Annotated in this window: 16 protein-coding genes; 11 read left to right on the top strand and 5 right to left on the bottom strand. The window is 64.0% G+C overall.

Features of this window, described 5'->3' with window-relative positions; all coding sequences use genetic code 11:
- The first annotated feature begins 164 nt into the window (after positions 1–164).
- The 8 genes from I6F35_RS01400 to I6F35_RS01365 all read left to right on the top strand — a co-directional run bounded on the left by I6F35_RS01400 (position 165) and on the right by I6F35_RS01365 (position 11,178).
- A complete protein-coding gene (locus I6F35_RS01400) occupies positions 165–2,261 on the top strand; it encodes a 3-hydroxyacyl-CoA dehydrogenase NAD-binding domain-containing protein (protein WP_225115845.1) in 2,097 nt (698 codons plus the stop codon).
- Between the two features lie 121 nt (positions 2,262–2,382).
- On the top strand, positions 2,383–4,068 hold the full coding sequence (gene pimA, locus I6F35_RS01395) for a dicarboxylate--CoA ligase PimA (protein ID WP_225115844.1): 1,686 nt from the start codon (positions 2,383–2,385) through the stop codon (positions 4,066–4,068).
- A complete protein-coding gene (locus I6F35_RS01390) occupies positions 4,065–5,252 on the top strand; it encodes an acetyl-CoA C-acyltransferase (protein WP_225115843.1) in 1,188 nt (395 codons plus the stop codon). Before pimA ends, I6F35_RS01390 begins: the two co-directional genes overlap by 4 nt.
- 156 nt (positions 5,253–5,408) lie before the next feature.
- The gene (pimC, locus tag I6F35_RS01385) at positions 5,409–6,599 is read left to right on the top strand and encodes a pimeloyl-CoA dehydrogenase large subunit (RefSeq protein WP_225115842.1); all 1,191 of its coding nucleotides are present in this window, start codon (positions 5,409–5,411) and stop codon (positions 6,597–6,599) included.
- 165 nt (positions 6,600–6,764) lie between these two features.
- Positions 6,765–7,907 (top strand): pimeloyl-CoA dehydrogenase small subunit, encoded by a 1,143-nt coding sequence (gene pimD / locus I6F35_RS01380; protein WP_225115841.1) that lies wholly within the window; start codon positions 6,765–6,767, stop codon positions 7,905–7,907.
- Between the two features lie 125 nt (positions 7,908–8,032).
- Positions 8,033–8,806 carry an SDR family oxidoreductase gene (locus I6F35_RS01375; protein ID WP_225115840.1) on the top strand — a complete coding sequence of 258 codons (774 nt, stop codon included), beginning with the start codon at positions 8,033–8,035 and terminating at the stop codon, positions 8,804–8,806.
- 240 nt (positions 8,807–9,046) lie between these two features.
- On the top strand, positions 9,047–10,549 hold the full coding sequence (gene glpK / locus I6F35_RS01370; protein ID WP_225115839.1) for a glycerol kinase GlpK: 1,503 nt from the start codon (positions 9,047–9,049) through the stop codon (positions 10,547–10,549).
- Between the two features lie 2 nt (positions 10,550–10,551).
- Positions 10,552–11,178, top strand: a complete 627-nt coding sequence (locus tag I6F35_RS01365; protein WP_225115838.1) for a glutathione S-transferase family protein — start codon at positions 10,552–10,554, stop codon at positions 11,176–11,178.
- Between the two features lie 13 nt (positions 11,179–11,191).
- On the opposite strand, the gene I6F35_RS01360 is transcribed toward I6F35_RS01365, so the two are convergent.
- From I6F35_RS01360 to I6F35_RS01345, 4 genes are all read right to left on the bottom strand, one after another.
- Entirely contained in the window at positions 11,192–11,650 is a 459-nt protein-coding gene (locus I6F35_RS01360) for a DUF3237 domain-containing protein (protein WP_225115837.1), read from the bottom strand.
- Positions 11,650–12,969 carry a TRAP transporter permease gene (locus tag I6F35_RS01355; protein ID WP_225115836.1) on the bottom strand — a complete coding sequence of 440 codons (1,320 nt, stop codon included), beginning with the start codon at positions 12,967–12,969 and terminating at the stop codon, positions 11,650–11,652. Before I6F35_RS01355 ends, I6F35_RS01360 begins: the two co-directional genes overlap by 1 nt.
- Before the next feature lie 6 nt (positions 12,970–12,975).
- Positions 12,976–13,485, bottom strand: a complete 510-nt coding sequence (locus I6F35_RS01350; RefSeq protein WP_225115835.1) for a TRAP transporter small permease — start codon at positions 13,483–13,485, stop codon at positions 12,976–12,978.
- Between the two features lie 177 nt (positions 13,486–13,662).
- Positions 13,663–14,679: a TRAP transporter substrate-binding protein gene (locus I6F35_RS01345; RefSeq protein ID WP_225115834.1), complete on the bottom strand. Its 1,017-nt coding sequence runs from the start codon at positions 14,677–14,679 to the stop codon at positions 13,663–13,665.
- A 138-nt stretch (positions 14,680–14,817) separates the two neighbouring features.
- Here I6F35_RS01345 and pobA point away from each other — a divergent pair, with 138 nt between their 5' ends.
- Both pobA and I6F35_RS01335 read left to right on the top strand, forming a co-directional pair.
- On the top strand, positions 14,818–15,987 hold the full coding sequence (gene pobA, locus I6F35_RS01340) for a 4-hydroxybenzoate 3-monooxygenase (protein WP_225115833.1): 1,170 nt from the start codon (positions 14,818–14,820) through the stop codon (positions 15,985–15,987).
- 327 nt (positions 15,988–16,314) lie between these two features.
- Positions 16,315–16,749: a PaaI family thioesterase gene (locus I6F35_RS01335; protein ID WP_225115832.1), complete on the top strand. Its 435-nt coding sequence runs from the start codon at positions 16,315–16,317 to the stop codon at positions 16,747–16,749.
- Between the two features lie 41 nt (positions 16,750–16,790).
- On the opposite strand, the gene I6F35_RS01330 is transcribed toward I6F35_RS01335, so the two are convergent.
- On the bottom strand, positions 16,791–17,684 hold the full coding sequence (locus I6F35_RS01330) for a LysR family transcriptional regulator (RefSeq protein WP_225115831.1): 894 nt from the start codon (positions 17,682–17,684) through the stop codon (positions 16,791–16,793).
- 117 nt (positions 17,685–17,801) lie between these two features.
- On the opposite strand from I6F35_RS01330, the gene I6F35_RS01325 reads away from it, so the two are divergent.
- Entirely contained in the window at positions 17,802–18,434 is a 633-nt protein-coding gene (locus I6F35_RS01325) for a pyridoxamine 5'-phosphate oxidase family protein (protein WP_225115830.1), read from the top strand.
- The last annotated feature ends 8 nt before the right edge of the window (positions 18,435–18,442 follow it).

The raw sequence follows: 18,442 nt of genomic DNA, 5'->3' as shown, positions 1-18,442 counted from the left end.
TTTGTCGATCTCGTTGACAAGGGACGTGCTTCAAAATAACCCTCCCTGTCAAGATGTGGAATTTAATTTCGCAGTGCGAAACTAGCCACTAAACGCAAGAACTGCAAGAACACCCTGCAAAAGAACACACTGCAAAGAACACAAAGGCATCCAAGGAGAGTCTCGTGAGCGAAGTCGTAAAACTCGAGCGGCATGACATCATTGGCATCGTCACGGTTAACAATCCTCCGGTCAATGCGCTGAGTGCCGCAGTGCGCGGCGGCATCCTGGAATGCATCAAGAGTGCGATCGCAGATGCCGAAGTGAAGGCGATCGTGTTGACCTGCGCTGGCCGCACCTTCATCGCCGGCGCTGACATCACCGAATTCGGCAAGCCGCCGAAGCCGCCCGGCCTCAACGAGGTGCTGGAGGTGATGGAGAATTCGCCGAAGCCGATCGTCGCCGCGATCCACGGCACTGCACTCGGCGGCGGCCTCGAGGTCGCTCTGGCATGCCACTATCGCGTGGCGACCAAGGATGCCCGGCTCGGCCTGCCCGAAGTCAAGCTCGGCCTGTTGCCCGGCGCCGGCGGCACTCAGCGCCTGCCGCGCGCGGTCGGACCGGAGCTTGCGGTCAAGATGATCGTCGGCGGCGATCCGATCGGCGCCGCGGAAGCGCTCAAGAACGGCTTGATCGAGGAAATCGTCGAGGGACCGGCCGCCGGCGGCGAAGCTTTCGCGCGCAAGCTGCTGGCCGAGAAGCGCCCGTTGCGCAGGTTGCGCGACGACGACTCCAAGCTCGCCGCAGCCAAGGCCGACCGTTCGATCTTCACCAATGCGGTCGCCGCACTGACCAAACGCGCACGCGGCCTGGAAGCGCCGTTCGCCGCCGCCGACGCGGTCGGCGCCGCGATCGACCTGCCGTTCGATGAAGGCCTGAAGAAGGAGCGCGAGACCTTCCTGAAGCTGGTCGCCAGCGACCAGTCCAAGGCGCAGCGCTACGCCTTCTTCGCCGAGCGCGAGGCGAACAAGATCGCTGGTGTACCAGATGGCACGAAGCCACGCCCGGTCGAGCGCGTCGCCATCATCGGCGCCGGCACCATGGGCGGCGGCATCGCGATGTCCTTTGCCAATGCCGGCATTCCCGTGACGCTGATCGAGACCGGCGAGGAGCAGCTCAAGCGCGGCCTCGGCGTGATGCAGAAGAACTATGAGGCGACCGCCGCCCGCGGCGGCATCCCGGCGGATGCGCCCGCCAAGCGGATGGCGCTGATCAATGGCGTCGTCGGCCTCGAGAACGTCAAGGACGCCGACCTCGTCATCGAGGCGGTGTTCGAGACCATGGCGGTGAAGAAGGAAGTGTTCGGCAAGCTCGATCAATATGCCAAGCCGGGCGCCGTGCTCGCTTCCAACACGTCCTATCTGAACATCGACGAGATTGCGAAGGAGACCAAGCGGCCGCAGGACGTGCTCGGCATGCACTTCTTCTCGCCCGCGAACGTCATGAAGCTCTGCGAGATCGTGCGCGCCGAGAAGACCGCGCCCGATGCACTCGTGACCGCGGTCTCGATCGCGCGCAAGATCGCGAAAGTGCCGGCGGTGGTCGGCGTCTGCGACGGCTTCGTCGGCAACCGCATGCTGGCGCAGCGCGGCAAGCAGGCGGAAAAGCTGCTGTTCGAAGGCGCACTGCCGCAGCAGGTCGACGCGATCGTGACCAAATTCGGCATGCCGATGGGTCCGTTCGCGATGGGCGACCTCGCCGGCCTCGACATCGGCTGGCGCTCGCGCAAGGACCGCGGCATCAAGTCGGAGATCGCGGACGCGCTGTGCGAGGCCGGCCGCTTCGGCCAGAAGACCGGCAAGGGCTATTACAAGTATGAAGCCGGCTCGCGCGCGGCGCTGCCCGACCCCGAAGTCGAGAAGCTGATCGACGAGACGCTCGCGCGCCTCGGCCGCAAGAAGCGCGTCGTCAGCGACGACGAGATCCTCGAGCGCATGATGTACCCGATGATCAATGAGGGCGCGCGCATCCTGGAAGAGGGCATCGCGGCGCGGCCTTCCGACATCGACGTGGTCTGGCTCTATGGCTATGGCTGGCCGATCTATCGCGGCGGCCCGATGTTCTGGGCCGACACGGTCGGCCTGAAGCACATCGCCGATCGCCTTTCCTTCTACGCCAAGGAGACCAACGATCCCTCGCTCGAGCCGGCGCCGCTGCTCAAGCGCCTCGCCGATGAAGGCAAGACGTTTGCCTCGCTGGCGACGCCGTCGAAGGCGGCTTGATGGGCTGGTGCGCTCTTTCTGCGTCGTTCCGGGGCGCGCATAACGCGAACCCGGAACCTCGAGATTCCGGGTTCGCGACTTCGTCGCGCCCCGGAATGACGGCGTATCTGGCTGGAGCATCATGACCCATCCCGGCGAGCAGTATTATCCGAAGGGCGTGCATTGGGACGACCCGATCGCACGCGGCACGTTGCCTGATTTGCTGTCGACCGCAGCCGCGGCCTATGGCCCGCGGACGGTGATCGAATTTCGCGACCGGCCCATCACCTATGCGGAGCTGGAAGCGCTGGTTGAGACCGCGGCTTCCGCGTTCCTGCGAGCCGGTTACGGCAGGGACACCTCGGTGGCGCTGTTCCTCGGCAATACGCCCGACCATCCCATCAACTTCTTCGGCGCGCTCAAGGCCGGTGCCCGCGTCGTGCATCTCTCGCCGCTCGACGGCGAGATCGCGTTGTCGCACAAGCTCTCCGATTCCGGCGCGCGCATCCTCGTCACCAGCAACCTCTCGGCGCTGCTGCCGACCGCGCTCAAATTCCTCGACAAGGGCCTGCTCGACCGGCTGATCGTCTGCGAGGACGATCATTGGGGCAAGGTCGGTACGCCGCAAGCCGCCCTGCCCGACAATCCCGCTGTCATCACCTATCGCCAGTTCATTGACGGCGCGATCAAGCCCGCCAAATGGCCGGAGGGCAGCGCCGACGACGTCGCGCTGCTGCAATATACCGGCGGCACCACGGGCCTGCCGAAAGGCGCGATGCTGAGCCACGGCAATCTGACCGCGGCGGTATCGATCTATGAGGTCTGGGGCAAGGCGGCCCGCGCCGAGCGCGATGCAATCGAGCGCGTGATCTGCGTGCTGCCGCTGTTCCATATCTATGCGCTGACGGTCGTGCTGTTGTCTTCGATCCGGCACGGCCATCTGATCTCGCTGCACCAGCGGTTCGACGTCCAGGCCGTAATGCGCGACATCGAGGAGAAGCGCGCGACCGTGTTCCCCGGCGTACCCACGATGTGGATCGCGATCGCCGCCCTGCCCGATCTCGACAAGCGCGATCTGTCGTCGCTGGTGAGCTGCGGCTCCGGCGGCGCGCCGCTGCCGGTGGAAGTGGCAAAGATCTTCGAACGCCGGGTCGGTATGAAGCTCCGCAGCGGATGGGGCATGACCGAGACCTGCTCGCCGGGCACGGGCCACGTGAAGGAAGGGCCGGACAAGCCCGGCTCGATCGGACTGATGCTGCCGGGCATCGAGCTCGATGTGGTCTCGCTGGAGGATCCGAAGCAGGTCCTGCCCGTTGGTGAAGTTGGCGAGATCCGGATTCGCGGGCCGAATGTGACGAAGGGCTACTGGAACCGGCCGAAGGAAACCGCGGAGGCCTTTGTCGGCGACCGCTTCCTGACCGGCGACATTGGCTACATGGATGCGGATGGCTATTTCTACCTGGTCGATCGCAAGAAGGACATGATCATCTCCGGCGGCTTCAACGTCTATCCGCAAATGATTGAGCAGGCGATCTATACGCATCCGTCGGTGCAAGAAGTGATCGTGATCGGCATCCCCGACGACTACCGGGGAGAGGCTGCGAAAGCCTTCATCAAGCTGCGCGATGGCTCCGCGCCGTTCACGATCGATGAGCTCCGCGCCTTCCTCACCGGCAAGCTCGGCAAGCACGAACTGCCGGCCGCGCTCGAATTCGTCGAGGAACTGCCGCGAACGCCGGTTGGAAAGCTCTCCCGCCACGAATTACGCCAACAGCAACCAAAGACCGCGCAAGCCCAGCCGCAGGTCGCAACAGGAGGTCGTTCATGACCGACGCCGTTATCGTCTCCACCGCCCGCACGCCGATCGGCAAGGCCTATCGCGGCGCGCTCAACGTCACCGAAGGCGCGACCCTGCTCGGGCACGCCATCGGCGAGGCGGTCGCCCGCGCCAAGGTCGATCCGAAGGAGATCGAGGACGTGGTGATGGGCGCCGCCCTGCAGCAGGGCTCAACCGGCGGCAACATCGCCCGCAAGGCGCTGCTCCGCGCCGGACTTCCGGTCACTGTTGCCGGCACTACCATCGACCGGCAATGCGCCTCCGGCCTGCAGGCAATCGCGCTTGCGGCACGCTCGGTGCTGTTTGACGGGGTCGAGATCGCGGTCGGCGGCGGCGGCGAATCGATCAGCCTGGTGCAGAACGACAAGATCAATACCTTCCACGCGCAGGACCCGGCCCTGCTGAAGATCAAGGGCGAGGTCTACATGCCCATGATCGACACGGCCGAAGTGGTTGCCAAGCGCTACAACATCTCGCGCGAGAAGCAGGACGAATATTCGCTGGAGAGCCAGCGCCGCACCGCGGCGGCCCAGCAGGGCGGCAAGTTCAAGGACGAACTGGCGCCGATCACGACCAGGATGGCCGTCACCGACAAGGCAACCGGCGAAGTCTCCTACAAGGACGTGACGCTGTCGCAGGATGAAGGCCCGCGGCCGGACACCACCGCCGAAGGCCTGGCCGGCCTGAAGCCGGTGCGCGGCGAAGGTTTCACGATCACCGCCGGCAATGCCAGCCAGCTTTCCGACGGCGCCAGCGCGACCGTGATCATGAGCGACAAGGAAGCGGCCAGGCGCGGCTTGAAGCCGCTCGGCATCTTCCGCGGTTTCGTCTCCGCCGGCTGCGAGCCCGACGAGATGGGCATCGGCCCGGTCTTCGCCGTGCCGCGCCTTCTGAAGCGTCATGGCCTGAAGGTCGAGGACATCGACCTCTGGGAGCTGAACGAGGCCTTTGCGGTTCAGGTGCTCTATTGCCGCGAGAAGCTCGGCATCGACCCTGAAAAGCTCAACGTCAATGGCGGCGCGATCGCGGTCGGCCATCCCTACGGCATGTCGGGCGCGCGGCTGACCGGCCACGCCTTGATCGAGGGACGCCGCCGCAAGGCGAAGTATGCGGTCGTCACCATGTGCGTCGGCGGCGGCATGGGCGCGGCCGGCTTGTTCGAAGTGGTGCACTAAGGCTCATTGCGTCATTCCGGACGGGCGCGAAGCGCCCGATCCGGAATCTGGAAGTTTGTTGCTTCGAGATTCCGGGTTCGCGCTGACGCGCGCCCCGGAATGACAGGGAAAACCAGCAAGGTCCGCTTAAACGGGCTTTCATCACAGGAGGATCCGATGGATCTCGCTTTCACCAAGGAAGAAGTGGCGTTTCGCGAGGAAGTGCGGGCGTTCTTCAGGGACAACGTGCCGCCGGACACGCGGCGCAAGATGCAGGAGGGCCGGCATCTCTCCAAGGACGAGATGGTCACCTGGTGGCGCATCCTGAACAAGAAGGGCTGGGGCGTCTCGCACTGGCCGAAGGAATATGGCGGCACTGGCTGGACGTCCGTGCAGCATTACATCTTCAACGAGGAGCTGCAGGCCTATCCGGCGCCGCAGCCGCTCGCCTTCGGCGTCAGCATGGTCGGCCCGGTGATCTACACCTTCGGCAACGAGGCGCAGAAGAAGCAATATCTGCCGCGCATCGCCAATGTCGACGACTGGTGGTGCCAGGGCTTCTCGGAGCCGGGCTCGGGCTCGGACCTCGCTTCGCTCCGCACCAAGGCCGAGCGCAAGGGCGACAAGTGGATCATCAACGGCCAGAAGACCTGGACCACGCTGGCGCAGCATGCCGACATGATCTTCTGCCTGTGCCGCACCGATCCCAGCGCCAAGAAGCAGATGGGCATCTCCTTCATCGTGTTCAGCATGAAGTCGAAGGGCGTCACGGTCCGGCCGATCCAGACCATCGACGGCGGCCATGAGGTCAACGAAGTATTCTTCGACAATGTCGAGGTCCCGATCGAAAACCTGATCGGCGAGGAGAACAAGGGCTGGGATTACGCGAAATTCCTGCTCGGCAACGAGCGCACCGGCATCGCGCGGGTCGGCGTCTCCAAGGAGCGCATCCGCCGCATCAAGGAACTCGCCTCGAAGGTCGAATCCGGCGGCCGGCCGGTGATCGAGGATCCCGCGTTCCGCGAAAAACTCTCGGCCTGCGAGATCGAGCTGAAGGCGCTGGAATTGACCCAGCTCCGCGTCGTCGCCGACGAAGGCAAGCATGGCAAGGGCAAGCCCAACCCGGCATCGTCGGTGCTCAAGATCAAGGGCTCGGAGATCCAGCAGACTACGACCGAACTCCTGATGGAAGTGATCGGCCCGTTCGCTGCGCCCTATGACGTGCATGGCGACGACGGCTCGAACGAGGCCATGGACTGGACCGCGCAGATCGCGCCGAGCTACTTCAACAACCGCAAGGTCTCGATCTACGGCGGCTCCAACGAGATCCAGCGCAACATCATCGCCAAGGCGGTGCTGGGGCTTTGAGGCCGCACTCGACTGTCGTCCCCCGCGCAGGTGGGGGACTCAGTACGCCGCGGCAGTCGTGACTCACCATGGCTGCCGGTGAGTACTGGATCCCCGCCTTCGCGGGGATGACGATGGGAGATCAGGGCAGAAACGATGCCCGCGTGATTTTGGAGAAACGGTAACATGGATTTTGATTTGTCCGAGGAGCAGCGCCTGCTGAAGGAAAGCGTCGACGGTCTTTTGACCGACGCCTATGATTTCGAACAGCGCAAGAAATACATGAAGGAGAAGGGCGGCTGGAGCAAAGCCGTCTGGAGCAAGCTCGCCGAGCAGGGCCTGCTCGGCCTGCCCTTTGCGGAAGCCGACGGCGGGTTCGGAGCCGGCGGCGTCGAGACCATGATCGTGATGGAGGCACTCGGCAAGGCGCTGGTGCTCGAGCCCTATCTCGCGACCGTGGTGATCGGCGGCGGCTTCCTGCGCCATGGCGGTTCGGCCGAACAGAAGGCCGCGCACATTCCCGGCATCATCGACGGCAGCAAGACGCTTGCGTTCGCGCAGCTCGAGAAGAACTCGCGCTACGACCTGTTCGACGTCACCACGACCGCCAAGAAGAAGGGCGACGGCTGGGTGATCGACGGCGAGAAGTTCGTCGTCCTCAACGGGGAGAATGCCGACACGCTGATCGTGACCGCGCGCACCAAGGGCGAGCGGCGCGATAAGAACGGCATCGGCGTGTTCCTGGTGCCCGCCAACGCTAAGGGCATCAGCAAGAAGGGCTATCCGACCCAGGACGGCCTCTACGCCGCCGACATCAGCTTCACCGGCGTGGAAGTGGGCAGCGATGCCGCGATCGGCAACCCGGAGGACGCCCTTGCCCTGATCGAGCGCGTGGTCGACGAAGCCCGCGTCGCGCTGTGCGCGGAGGCGGTCGGCGCGATGGATGAATCACTCAAGGAGACGGTCGAGTACATCAAGACGCGCAAGCAGTTCGGCGTCGCGATCGGCTCGTTCCAGAGCCTGCAGCACCGCGCCTCCGACATGTTCGTCGCGGCCGAGCAGGCTCGCTCGATGTCGATGTTCGCAACCATGGCAACCGACTTCGAGGACGCCAAGGAGCGCGCCAACGCGATCGCGGCGGCCAAGGTGCAGATCGGAAAGTCGCTGAAGTTCGTCGGCCAGCAGGCGATCCAGCTCCATGGCGGCATCGGCATGACCATGGAGGCCAAGATCGGCCACTACTTCAAGCGCCTGACCATGATCGAGAACACCTTTGGCGACACAGAGTATCACCTGCGCCGCGTCGCCGACGCGGGCGGGCTGATCTGACACTCGTCATTCCGGGGCGCGCGAAGCGCGAACCCGGAATCTCGCGCCGCGACTTCTGGATTCCGGGTTCACGCGCTCTCGCGCGTGCCCGGAATGACAATCAAGAATTGAGGGAGAAAACAACAATGAAAAGCACCCCGTTCGATCTCACCGGAAAGGTCGCCGTCATCACAGGCTCGAGCCGCGGCATCGGCCGCGCTTCCGCCGAATTGCTCGCGAGGCTCGGCGCCAAGGTGGTGATCTCCTCGCGCAAGGCCGATGCCTGCAAGGAAGTGGCCGACGGCATCAACAAGGCCGGCGGCGACGCCCATGTGATCCCCTGCAACATCTCGCGCCGCGAGGAGGTGGAAGCGCTGATCTCGGGCGCGACCAAACATTACGGCAAGATCGACATCCTCGTCTGCAACGCCGCGGTGAACCCCTATTACGGCCCGCTGCTCGACATCAAGGACGAGGCATTCGACAAGATCATGGGCTCCAACGTCAAGAGCAACATCTGGCTCTGCGCGCTGGCGATCCCGCAGATGGCCGAGCGCGGCAATGGCTCGGTCGTGATCATCTCCTCGATCGGCGGATTGCGCGGCTCGACGGTGATCGGCGCCTACGGCATCTCCAAGGCCGCCGACTTCGCGCTCTGCCGGAGCCTCGCCGGCGAATGGGGGCCGAAGGGCGTGCGCGTCAATTGCGTCGCGCCTGGCCTGGTCAAGACCGATTTCGCCCGCGCGCTCTGGGAAGACGCGGAGCTGTTGAAACGGCGTACCGCCACCACCCCGCTCCGCCGCATCGGCGAGCCCGACGAGATCGCCGGCGCTGTCGCCTATCTCGCCTCCGACGCCTCCACCTTCATGACCGGCCAGACCATCGTCATCGATGGCGGCGTCACGACCGCGGCGGTGTAGTTACGACGCGACACTCCATCCCCACGTCGTCCCGGCGAACGCCGGGACCGATACCGCGCTGTGCTATCGGCGCAAGCGGGGTGGTAGACGTTGGGGCCACCCAACTGAAGCCTGTGGTTATGGGTCCCGGCTCAAGGCCGGGACGACAGCGAGGTTGTGTGGACAGCGAGAGGATATTGACCTTGCCGCGCCAATCCGCTCCCTTGGCGCAGCAAGCAATCACGTCCGGGAAGGAGCGCCATGTCCTTTGTGCTGGCCATCGATCAGGGCACCACGTCCTCGCGCGCCATCGTGTTCCGCAGCGATATCTCGATCGCGGCGGTGGCGCAGCAGGAGTTCCCGCAGCATTTCCCCGCCTCCGGCTGGGTCGAGCATGAGCCGGAAGATATCTGGACCTCGACGATTGCCACCTGCCGCAACGCGCTGGAGAAGGCTGGTCTCAACGCGAAAGACATCGCGGCGATCGGCATCACCAACCAGCGCGAGACCACTGTCGTGTGGGACCGCGCCACCGGCAAGGCGGTGCACCGCGCCATTGTCTGGCAGGACCGCCGCACCGCCGATTTCTGCGCCAAACTGAAGGCCGAAGGCCATGAGCCTGTGATCTCGGCCAAGACCGGGCTCATCATCGACCCCTATTTCTCCGGCACCAAGGTCGCCTGGATGCTCGAGAGCGTGCCGGGTGCGCGGGAGCGCGCCGAGCGCGGCGAGCTGCTGTTCGGCACCGTCGATTGCTATCTGCTGTGGCGGCTCACCGGCGGCAAGGTGCACGCGACCGACGCCACCAACGCCTCCCGCACCCTGCTCTTCAACATCCACACCGGCGCATGGGACGACGAACTCTTGAAGATCCTCGGCGTGCCGCGCTCGATGCTGCCGGAGGTGAAGGATTCCTCCGCCAAATTCGGCGACAGCGTGCCCGACTTGTTCGGCGGCAGCATCGCCATCGCAGGGATCGCCGGCGACCAGCAGGCTGCGACCATCGGGCAGGCCTGCTTCGAGCCCGGCATGATCAAGTCGACCTATGGCACCGGCTGCTTCGCGCTGCTCAACACCGGCACCACGCCGGTGAAGTCGAAGAACAAGCTGCTGACCACGATCGCCTACCAGCTCGCCGGCAAGCGCACCTACGCGCTGGAAGGTTCGATCTTCGTCGCCGGAAGCGCGGTGCAATGGCTGCGCGATGGGCTCGGCATCATCAAGCAGGCCGCAGAGACCGGCCCGCTTGCGGACAAGTCCGATTCGATGCAGAGCGTCTATCTGGTGCCGGCCTTCGTCGGCATGGGCGCGCCCTATTGGAATCCGCGCGTGCGCGGCGCGCTGTTCGGCCTCACGCGCAACACCGGTCCGGCCGAGCTCGCGCATGCGGCGCTGGAAAGCGTCTGCTACCAGACCTACGACCTCTGGGCCGCGATGCGCGCCGATTGGCCGGATGCGACGGCGGCCAACATCGTGCTCCGCGTCGACGGCGGCATGACCGCCTCCGACTGGACCATGCAGCGCTTGGCCGACCTGCTCGATGCGCCGGTTGATCGTCCCATGATCCAGGAGACCACGGCGCTGGGCGCCGCCTATCTCGCCGGGCTACAGGCGGGCGTCTATCCCGAGCCGACAAAATTCGCCGACAACTGGCGATTGGAGCACCGCTTCAGGCCCGCGATGAGCCAGGCGACGCGCGAGCGCAAGCTGGCCGGCTGGGCAAGGGCGGTGAAGGGCGTGCTGGCGAGTGATGAGGGGGAGTGACCATGATCCTGATCGGCCAATACGACTCCCCGTTCGTCCGCCGCACCGCGATCGCGCTGCGGCTTTATGGCCTCACCTTCGAGCATCGGCCGTGGTCGACCTTTGGTGATGGGGACAAGATCGCGGCCTATAATCCGCTCCGGCGGGTGCCGACGCTGGTGCTCGACGACGGCGAGGCGCTGATCGAGAGCTCGGCGATTCTGGACTATCTCGATGAACTGGTCGGACCGCAAAAGGCGATGATGCCCGCGAAGGGACCCGAGCGGCGCCAGCATTTACGCATCTGCGCACTTGCCACCGGGCTCGGGGACAAGGCGGTCAGCCTGATCTACGAGCGCGTGCTGCGCAAGGAACAGCTCAAGCTCTGGGTCGAACGCTGCGAGGCGCAGATCGGCGGCGTCCTCGATGTGCTGGAAAAGGAACGCGCCGCGGTCAACACGCCCTGGTGGTTCGGCGAGCGCATCGCGCATGCCGACATCGCGGTCGCCTGCGTGCTGCGCTTCACCGGCGAGGCGCACCCTGCCCTGTTGGGCGAGCGATATCCGGCGCTGAAGGCCCATGCGGCGGCCTGCGAGGCGCTGCCGCCGTTCCAGGAGATCGTGCAGCCGCTGGCGCCGCCGAGTGGCTGACAGGCCAATCCGTTCACAATACCTGATGCACGTCGATCACCACGCGATCAGTGTGGCGGGCGGCGGACGCGACGAAGATGTGCTCCATCAGCCAACTGTACTTCTCGGCGCCGGTCTCGAATTTCGGCACCGTGCGGAAATAGATCAGCCTGGGATCGACCGCCTCGCCCCGCTTGAGTTTCTGGAGGAGATCGACCGGCCCAAAGCGGATGCCGCGGTTTTCGACATAGATCACCGCGCCGTCGTCGGTCTCGAAGGCGTACTTGGCCTCTAGCTCGATCAGCTCGTTTGGGCGAATGATCTGGAAATCGGCTCCGAACGGCAGGACCTTGCCGTTGACGTCTCCCTTCACCTCGCCGCCGATGATCGGGATAATGCGGCGTTCGCCTATGCCGATGCCGCCGGCCGAGGTCACCTCGCCGATGCAGGCGGTGATGGTGAAGACGTATCTGGTTTCGATCACGGGCGGCATCAATTGGCCATCATGCGTTGCGGCAGCCAGGTGGCAAGCAGGGGGAAAGCAATGAGGATCACGAGGCGGATCAGGTCGGTGATCACGAAGGGGATCACGCCCTTGAAGATCGTGGAGAAGGAGACGTCCTTCACCACGCTCTTTATCACGAACACGTTCATGCCGACAGGCGGATGGATCAGGCCAAGTTCGACCGTCATCACGATGATGACGCCGAACCAGATCGGATCGAAGCCAAGATGCATGATGACCGGGAAGATGATCGGCACGGTCAGGATGATCATCGCCATGGCGTCCATCAGGCAGCCGAGCACGAGATACATCAGCATGATGACGGCGAGGATGCCGTAGCTGCCCAGCCCGAGGCCGGTGAGGAATTCGGTGACCTTCTGTGGCGTCTGCGTCACGGTCAGGAAATAGCCGAAGATCAACGCGCCGATCAGCACGGTGAACACCGCGGCCGCTGTGCGCGTCGCTTGCAACAGCGAAGTGAGGATCTTCTCCCTGTCCAACCGTCCGGTGAGGACGCCGATCAGGAACGCGCCGGTGGCGCCGACGCCGCCGGCCTCCGTCGGCGTGAAACGCGGCAGGAACGGCAAACCGTAGAGGCCGCCGATGACGAAGATGAACAGCAGCACCGGCGCCCAGATGTCGCGCAGGCCGGCGAACCGCTCGCGCCAGGGAATCCGTTTGCCCGTCGGCAGGAAACCCGGCCTGACATAGCCGATCAGCGCGATCGTGACCATGTACATGGTCATCGCGAGCAGGCCCGGGATGATGCCGGCGATGAAGAGTTTTCCGATGTCCTGCTCGGTGATGATGCCGTAGACCGCGAGCACGGTCGATGGCGGCAGCATCGCGCCCAACGTGCCGCCCGCCGCGATCACACCAGTGGCAAAGGATTGCGGATAGCCGAAGCGGCGCATCTCCGGATAGGCCACCGCCGAGAAGGTCGCGGCGGTCGCGACCGAGGAGCCGCAGATCGCTGCGAAGCCGCCGCAGGCGGCGACGGTGGCAATGCCGAGTCCGCCGCGCAGATGGCCGAGAAAGCCGTTGGCAGCGCGGAACAATTCGCGGCTCATGCCGGAATTGCTGACGAAGGTCCCCATCAACAGGAACATCGGGATCACGCCAAAGGTGTAGTCGGTCACCGTGCGCATCGAGGTCTGGCCGACCAGTTTCAGCGCCGGCGTGGCGCCGACCAGATAGCTGAAACCGCAGACGCCGACGAGGCCCATCGCCATGCCGACCGGCACGCGGAGCAGCATCAGCGCGAAAAGCGCGACAAAGCCGAGGATGGCGACGGCATCGGTGCTCATCGGCGTTTACTCCGTCGCCTTGATCTTGGGATCGTGCATCTCTTCGGGATGGAAGATCAGCCTGTAGGTGCGGATCGCGATCAAGAGCACGGCGGAGACGTCGCCGATCCAGGCGATCGCGAAGAACGGCCAGGTCGGCATATGCAGGTCGAAGGTCTGGACATTATCGTTATAGGTGCCGCGCACCTTGTCGAACAACGTCCAGGTCTGCACGCTGACCACGAACAGCAGCACCAGCGTCGCAAAGACGTCGATGATGCGCTGGTATTTCGGCCCGACATTGGCCCAGACCAGATCGACGGTGATGTGGGTGCCACGATAGGAGGTCGCGGCGATGCCCCAGAAAATCAGGATGCCGAGCAGCATCCGCCCGATGTCGAAGGAATCGGGAATCGAGTAGTTCAACGTGTTCCGCAGGAGCACCGCGAGGAAGATATTGGCGGCGACGATGCCGACGAATCCGGCCGCGATCCATTCGATGGCGTCGATGAAACGGTCCATGTACGCGCGTTTCATGAGGGGAAGTCCTATGGCTCGATATCGATCGGCTATCCGCAAGCTCGGGTCATCTCTCCCGCTTGCGGCAGAGGTCGGCGTTAACGCCCGGTGAGAGCTCTCTCCCCACGGACGGTCCCATTGCGGAGACACCCTCTCCCCGCTCCCTCTCCCGCAAGCGGGAGAGGGAGCGGGGAACTACTGCGCGAACGCGTTGTACTTGGTGAGCGAAGCCTTGAGGTCGGTCATCGCGGCATCCGGATCGACGCCGGTCTTCTTGACGTTGTCGGACCAGGTCTTGACCAGCGGCTCGGCGGCCTTCTTCCACAGCGCGGTCTGCTCCGGCGTCAGCTTGTAGACCTCGTGACCGGACTCGGCCTTCACCTTGTCGATACCGGCGTCCTCGAACTTGCCCCAGTGCTCGCCGACGATACCCGCCATCTCGGTCGAGCAGTTCTTGTCGATCGCCGCCTTCTGACGGTCGGACATCGCGTTGTACTTGTCCTTGTTGATGACGAACACGAAGGTCGTGACATAGAGCGGCGCCTCCATGTCGTATTTCGTCACCTTGTCGATGCCGAACAGCACCAGCGAGCCCCAGGGAAAGGTGACGCCGTCGGCCACGCCGCGTTCAATGATGTCACGCACTTCTGGCGCGGAGGACTGCACATTGGTGCCGCCGAGCGAGGTGACGAAATTGGCCATGGTGGCATGGGCCGGGCGGATCTTCAGGCCCTTGACGTCCTCGGGCACCACGATCTTCTTGCTGCGCGAATGGAACGACGACGGCGAATGGACGAAGGCAAGGCAGTACTTGACGTCCTTCATCTCCTTCTCGGCATATTTGCGGTACCAGGCATCCAATCCCATCGAGCCGCCCTTGGCGTCCGAGATCAGGAACGGCAATTCGCCGGCGCCGACGATCGGGAAGCGGCCGGGCTGGTAGCCCGGATTGACATAGGTGACGTCGGCGATACCGTCGCGCGCCATGTCGTAATGGTCGAAGGCCTTGCCGAGCTGCTGCGCCGGGAACACCTTGCCCTTGACGGTGCCGCCGGAATCCTTTTCGACCGCCGCGGCCCAATCCTCCAGCGACTTCTGCAGCGGATGGGACGCCGGCACCCAGTGCGAGATCTTCAGGTCGAAATTCTTCTCCTGCCCGAACGCAGGGGTCACGCTGGCGGCCAGCAGCAACGCCAGAACCGTCTTCCTCATCGGCATCGTCTCCCTCTTTACGGGCCTTTGGTGGCCCTTTGCGATTATTGTTATATGATATAATTACCATTGCAAGCTGACGACAGCGAGCCGCCAGCCGGTATAAACTGAAGCCTACAGTATCGGGAGGAGCACGTATTGCGGTCAAAGGTAGCAATCATAGGCGCAGGTCCGGCAGGATTGTTGCTTGGGCAACTACTTCACGCCTGCGGCATCGACAACGTCATCCTGGAGCGGCAGACCGCCGACTATGTGCTGGGGCGGATCCGCGCCGGCCTCCTGGAAGAGGGCACGGTCGGTCTGCTCGACGAAGTCGGCGCAGGCCAGCGCGCCCATCGCGAGGGCCTGATCCATCATGGGCTGGAGCTTGCCTTCGGCGGCGCCCGCCATCGCATCGACATGCACGCGGCGACCGGCAAGACGGTGATGATCTACGGCCAGACCGAGGTGACGCTGGATCTGATGAACGCGCGGCAGCAGGCCGGGCTCACCACCATCTACCAGGCCGCCGACGTCCAGCCGCATGATTTCGACACCGACCATCCGCGCGTCTCTTACGTGAAGGACGGCAAAGCGGGCGAGATCACCTGTGACTTCATCGCGGGCTGCGACGGTTTCCACGGCGTCAGCCGCGCCAGCGTGCCGGCTCAAGCGATCAAGATGTTCGAGCGGGTCTATCCATTCGGCTGGCTCGGCATCCTCTCCGATACGCCTCCGGTCTCGCACGAGCTGATCTACAACAACCATGAACGGGGTTTCGCGCTGTGCACGATGCGTTCGATGCACCGCAGCCGCTATTACGTGCAGTGCTCTCTCGACGATCACATCGACCAATGGCCGGATGAGCGTTTCTGGGACGAGCTGAAGCGCCGGCTCGACCAGAAGGCGGCGGACGAACTCATCACCGGTCCCTCGATCGAAAAGAGCATCGCGCCTCTGCGCAGCTTCGTCGCCGAGCCGATGCGCTTCGGCAGGATGTTCCTGGCCGGCGACGCCTCGCATATCGTGCCGCCGACCGGCGCCAAGGGACTGAACCTCGCCGCCAGCGATGTGCACTATCTGTCTCAGGCGCTACGTGAATATTACGACGAGAAATCCTCAGCCGGTATCGACAATTATTCCGCAAGGGCACTGGCGCGGGTCTGGAAGGCGGTGCGCTTCTCCTGGTGGATGACCTCGATGCTGCACAAATTCCCTGACCAGGGCGAGTTCGGCGCGAGGATCCAACTCGCCGAGTTGGACTATCTCGTCAGTTCCAAGGCGGCGTCGACGTCGCTGTCGGAGAATTACGTCGGATTGCCGTTGTGACGCTGCAATGTGGGCAAAGCGCAGCGTGCCCACCTTCTCTTGCACCAACCGTGAATGGTGGGCACGCTTCGCTTTGCCCACCCTACGGATCTCGACCCTCATGGTGAGGAGCGGCGACTTCGCCGCGTCTCGAACCATGAGGCCCCTATCTCACCCGCGGCCCATCCTTCGAGACGCCGCTGCGCGGCTCCTCAGGATGAGGCGACACTTGTGATGACCACGCATTTCAAACACCCGCGCAGGTGCCGTTTAAAACTTTGTATGCGGTGAAACTGTCATCGACATCGCGTTCAATGGCTCGGAGATCACCAAACCCACGAGCCGACCATGAGCACCGATGCTTCCGTCATTGCCGACATTCCCGAAGGCTTCGAGCCTCACTTCCGCAAGAGCCCGCTCACCGATCCCTGGGAGCCGCTCTATTCGAAGCGCACTGACAGGGCGGTGATCATGGGGCTGAGGCTCGCAAAGCCGCACACCAACTCGCGCGGTCTGATCCATGGCGGATTGATCGCAGCACTCGCCGACAATGCAATGGGCTATAGCTGCGCCCAGGTGATGGGCTGGACATCCTCGCTGGTGACGGTCTCGCTTGCGGTCGATTTCATCGGCACGGCGGAGATCGGACAGTGGCTCGCGGTCGAGACCGACGTGATCAAGACCGGCAGCACCATCTGCTTTGCCCAGAGCCTGGTGAAGGCGGACGATGTCATCATCGCGCGGGCGAATGGGACGTTTCGGGTGATGCCGAAGAAGCAGTGACCGTCATTCCAAGCTGGTGTCAGCGCTCCGGAATGATGACTTCAGGTAAATTGCCAATCCGCGGTCTCGGTCACCAGATCGATGAAGGTGCGCACTTTGGCCGAGAGCAGGCGCGAGGTCGGATAGACGATGTGGATCGGCAGCGGCGGCTGCTCGAATTTCGCCAGCACGATTCTGAGCCGTCCTGCCTTCAGCGAGGCGGCCGCTTGATAGGCGAGCACCCGCGTCAGACCGCCGCCGGCTTCGGCATATTGAATCGCAGCATCGGCGCTGTTGGATGAAAAGCGCGGGTTCGGCGAAACGCGGACCTCCTGCCCGTCCTCGACGAAGCGCCAATCCGGCGCCGCGGTCATGGCGCCAAACTGAATGGTGTCATGCGCTGATATGTCCGAAGGCCGCTTCGGCTCGCCGCGGGCGTTCAGATACTCCTTCGAGGCCACCACGATGCGCCGCATCTCGCCGACATGGCGTGCAACGAGCGTCGAATCCGGCAGATGCCCGATCCTGACGGCAAGGTCGACGCCCTCCTCCACCAGGTTGATCATGCGGTCGGAGAGCCTGAGGTCCGTGCCGACCTCGGGATAGCGCTTCAGATAGGCCATCACCATCGGGCTGACATGCAGGCGGCCGAAACCGACCGGCGCCGAGATCACCAGCCGCCCGGCGGGACGAGTCCGCTCGCCCTCGATCGCCTCCTCGGCCTCCTCGAGATCGGCGAGAATGCGCCTGATACGCTCCAGATAGCGCGAGCCGGCATCGCTCAGGGTCACGGACCTCGTGGTTCGCTGCAGCAGCCGCGCGCCGAGTCGCTCCTCCAGCGCCGCGATCAGCCGGGTCACGGCCGATGGCGACAGCCCAAGCTTTCGCGCCGCAGGGGCGAAGCCCTGCAGATCGGCCACGGCAACGAAGGCCTGCATGGCATCAATACGGTCCATCGTATTATTGCATAGTCTGCAACAGTGAACTGTCAACGGCCTTGATTGTTTAACTCCGGGAACTGACCCATGTTGGACGCGAAACGATGCTTTGGCGCTCCAAGCCAGGAGGCTCAGATGTCCGATGTCCAGACCTATGCCAGCGACGTCGCCTTCACACCGGCGGTGAAGGCGATCCAGGCGCGCAAGGGTTCGCGCGAAGCCTATGCCCAGGTCGAACAGCGCGGCTGGCGCACCGAGATCGACATGAACCTGGCGGCCTTCCTCGCCAACGCCAACAGTTTCTATTTCGCGACCGCCTCGGCCGATGGCCAGCCCTATATCCAGCACCGCGGCGGGCCGAAGGGCTTCATCAAGATCCTGGACGCCAGCACCATTGCGTTCGCCGACTTCAGCGGCAACCGGCAGTACATCACCCAGGGCAACCTGTCCGAGAATCCGAAGGCGTATATCTTCGTGATGGATTACGCGTATCGCAGACGCGTCAAGCTCTGGGGGGAAGCGCGCGTGGTCGACGACGACCCGGCGCTGACGCAATCGCTGATGCCGAAAGGCTACAAGGCGCGGCCTGAGCAGGTGATCCTGTTCAAGATAACGGCCTGGGACACCAACTGCCCGCAGCACATTCCGCAGAAGGTCGACGCCGCCGATGTCGCGGCGGCGCTCGTCGCGCGTGATGCACGCATTACCGAGCTCGAGGCCGAGCTGGCCGCATTGAAGGGCCAGCCGCAGGCCGCGACATCATCTTAGACGACCTG

The sequence above is a fragment of the Bradyrhizobium sp. BRP22 genome (assembly GCF_020194175.1).
In the GTDB taxonomy this organism is placed as follows: Bacteria; Pseudomonadota; Alphaproteobacteria; order Rhizobiales; family Xanthobacteraceae; genus Bradyrhizobium.
This window is presented reverse-complemented; position numbering and strand designations above follow the sequence as displayed.

Excerpts from the sequence above, each read along its gene's own strand:
- pimA (WP_225115844.1), top strand. The coding sequence starts at position 2,383 with ATGACCCATCCCGGCGAGCAGTATTATCCGAAGGGCGTGCATTGGGAC.
- I6F35_RS01390 (WP_225115843.1), top strand. The coding sequence starts at position 4,065 with ATGACCGACGCCGTTATCGTCTCCACCGCCCGCACGCCGATCGGCAAG.
- pimC (WP_225115842.1), top strand. The coding sequence starts at position 5,409 with ATGGATCTCGCTTTCACCAAGGAAGAAGTGGCGTTTCGCGAGGAAGTG.
- pimD (WP_225115841.1), top strand. The coding sequence starts at position 6,765 with ATGGATTTTGATTTGTCCGAGGAGCAGCGCCTGCTGAAGGAAAGCGTC.
- I6F35_RS01375 (WP_225115840.1), top strand. The coding sequence starts at position 8,033 with ATGAAAAGCACCCCGTTCGATCTCACCGGAAAGGTCGCCGTCATCACA.
- glpK (WP_225115839.1), top strand. The coding sequence starts at position 9,047 with ATGTCCTTTGTGCTGGCCATCGATCAGGGCACCACGTCCTCGCGCGCC.
- I6F35_RS01365 (WP_225115838.1), top strand. The coding sequence starts at position 10,552 with ATGATCCTGATCGGCCAATACGACTCCCCGTTCGTCCGCCGCACCGCG.
- I6F35_RS01360 (WP_225115837.1), bottom strand. The coding sequence starts at position 11,650 with ATGCCGCCCGTGATCGAAACCAGATACGTCTTCACCATCACCGCCTGC.
- I6F35_RS01355 (WP_225115836.1), bottom strand. The coding sequence starts at position 12,969 with ATGAGCACCGATGCCGTCGCCATCCTCGGCTTTGTCGCGCTTTTCGCG.
- I6F35_RS01350 (WP_225115835.1), bottom strand. The coding sequence starts at position 13,485 with ATGAAACGCGCGTACATGGACCGTTTCATCGACGCCATCGAATGGATC.
- I6F35_RS01345 (WP_225115834.1), bottom strand. The coding sequence starts at position 14,679 with ATGAGGAAGACGGTTCTGGCGTTGCTGCTGGCCGCCAGCGTGACCCCT.
- I6F35_RS01335 (WP_225115832.1), top strand. The coding sequence starts at position 16,315 with ATGAGCACCGATGCTTCCGTCATTGCCGACATTCCCGAAGGCTTCGAG.
- I6F35_RS01330 (WP_225115831.1), bottom strand. The coding sequence starts at position 17,684 with ATGGACCGTATTGATGCCATGCAGGCCTTCGTTGCCGTGGCCGATCTG.
- I6F35_RS01325 (WP_225115830.1), top strand. The coding sequence starts at position 17,802 with ATGTCCGATGTCCAGACCTATGCCAGCGACGTCGCCTTCACACCGGCG.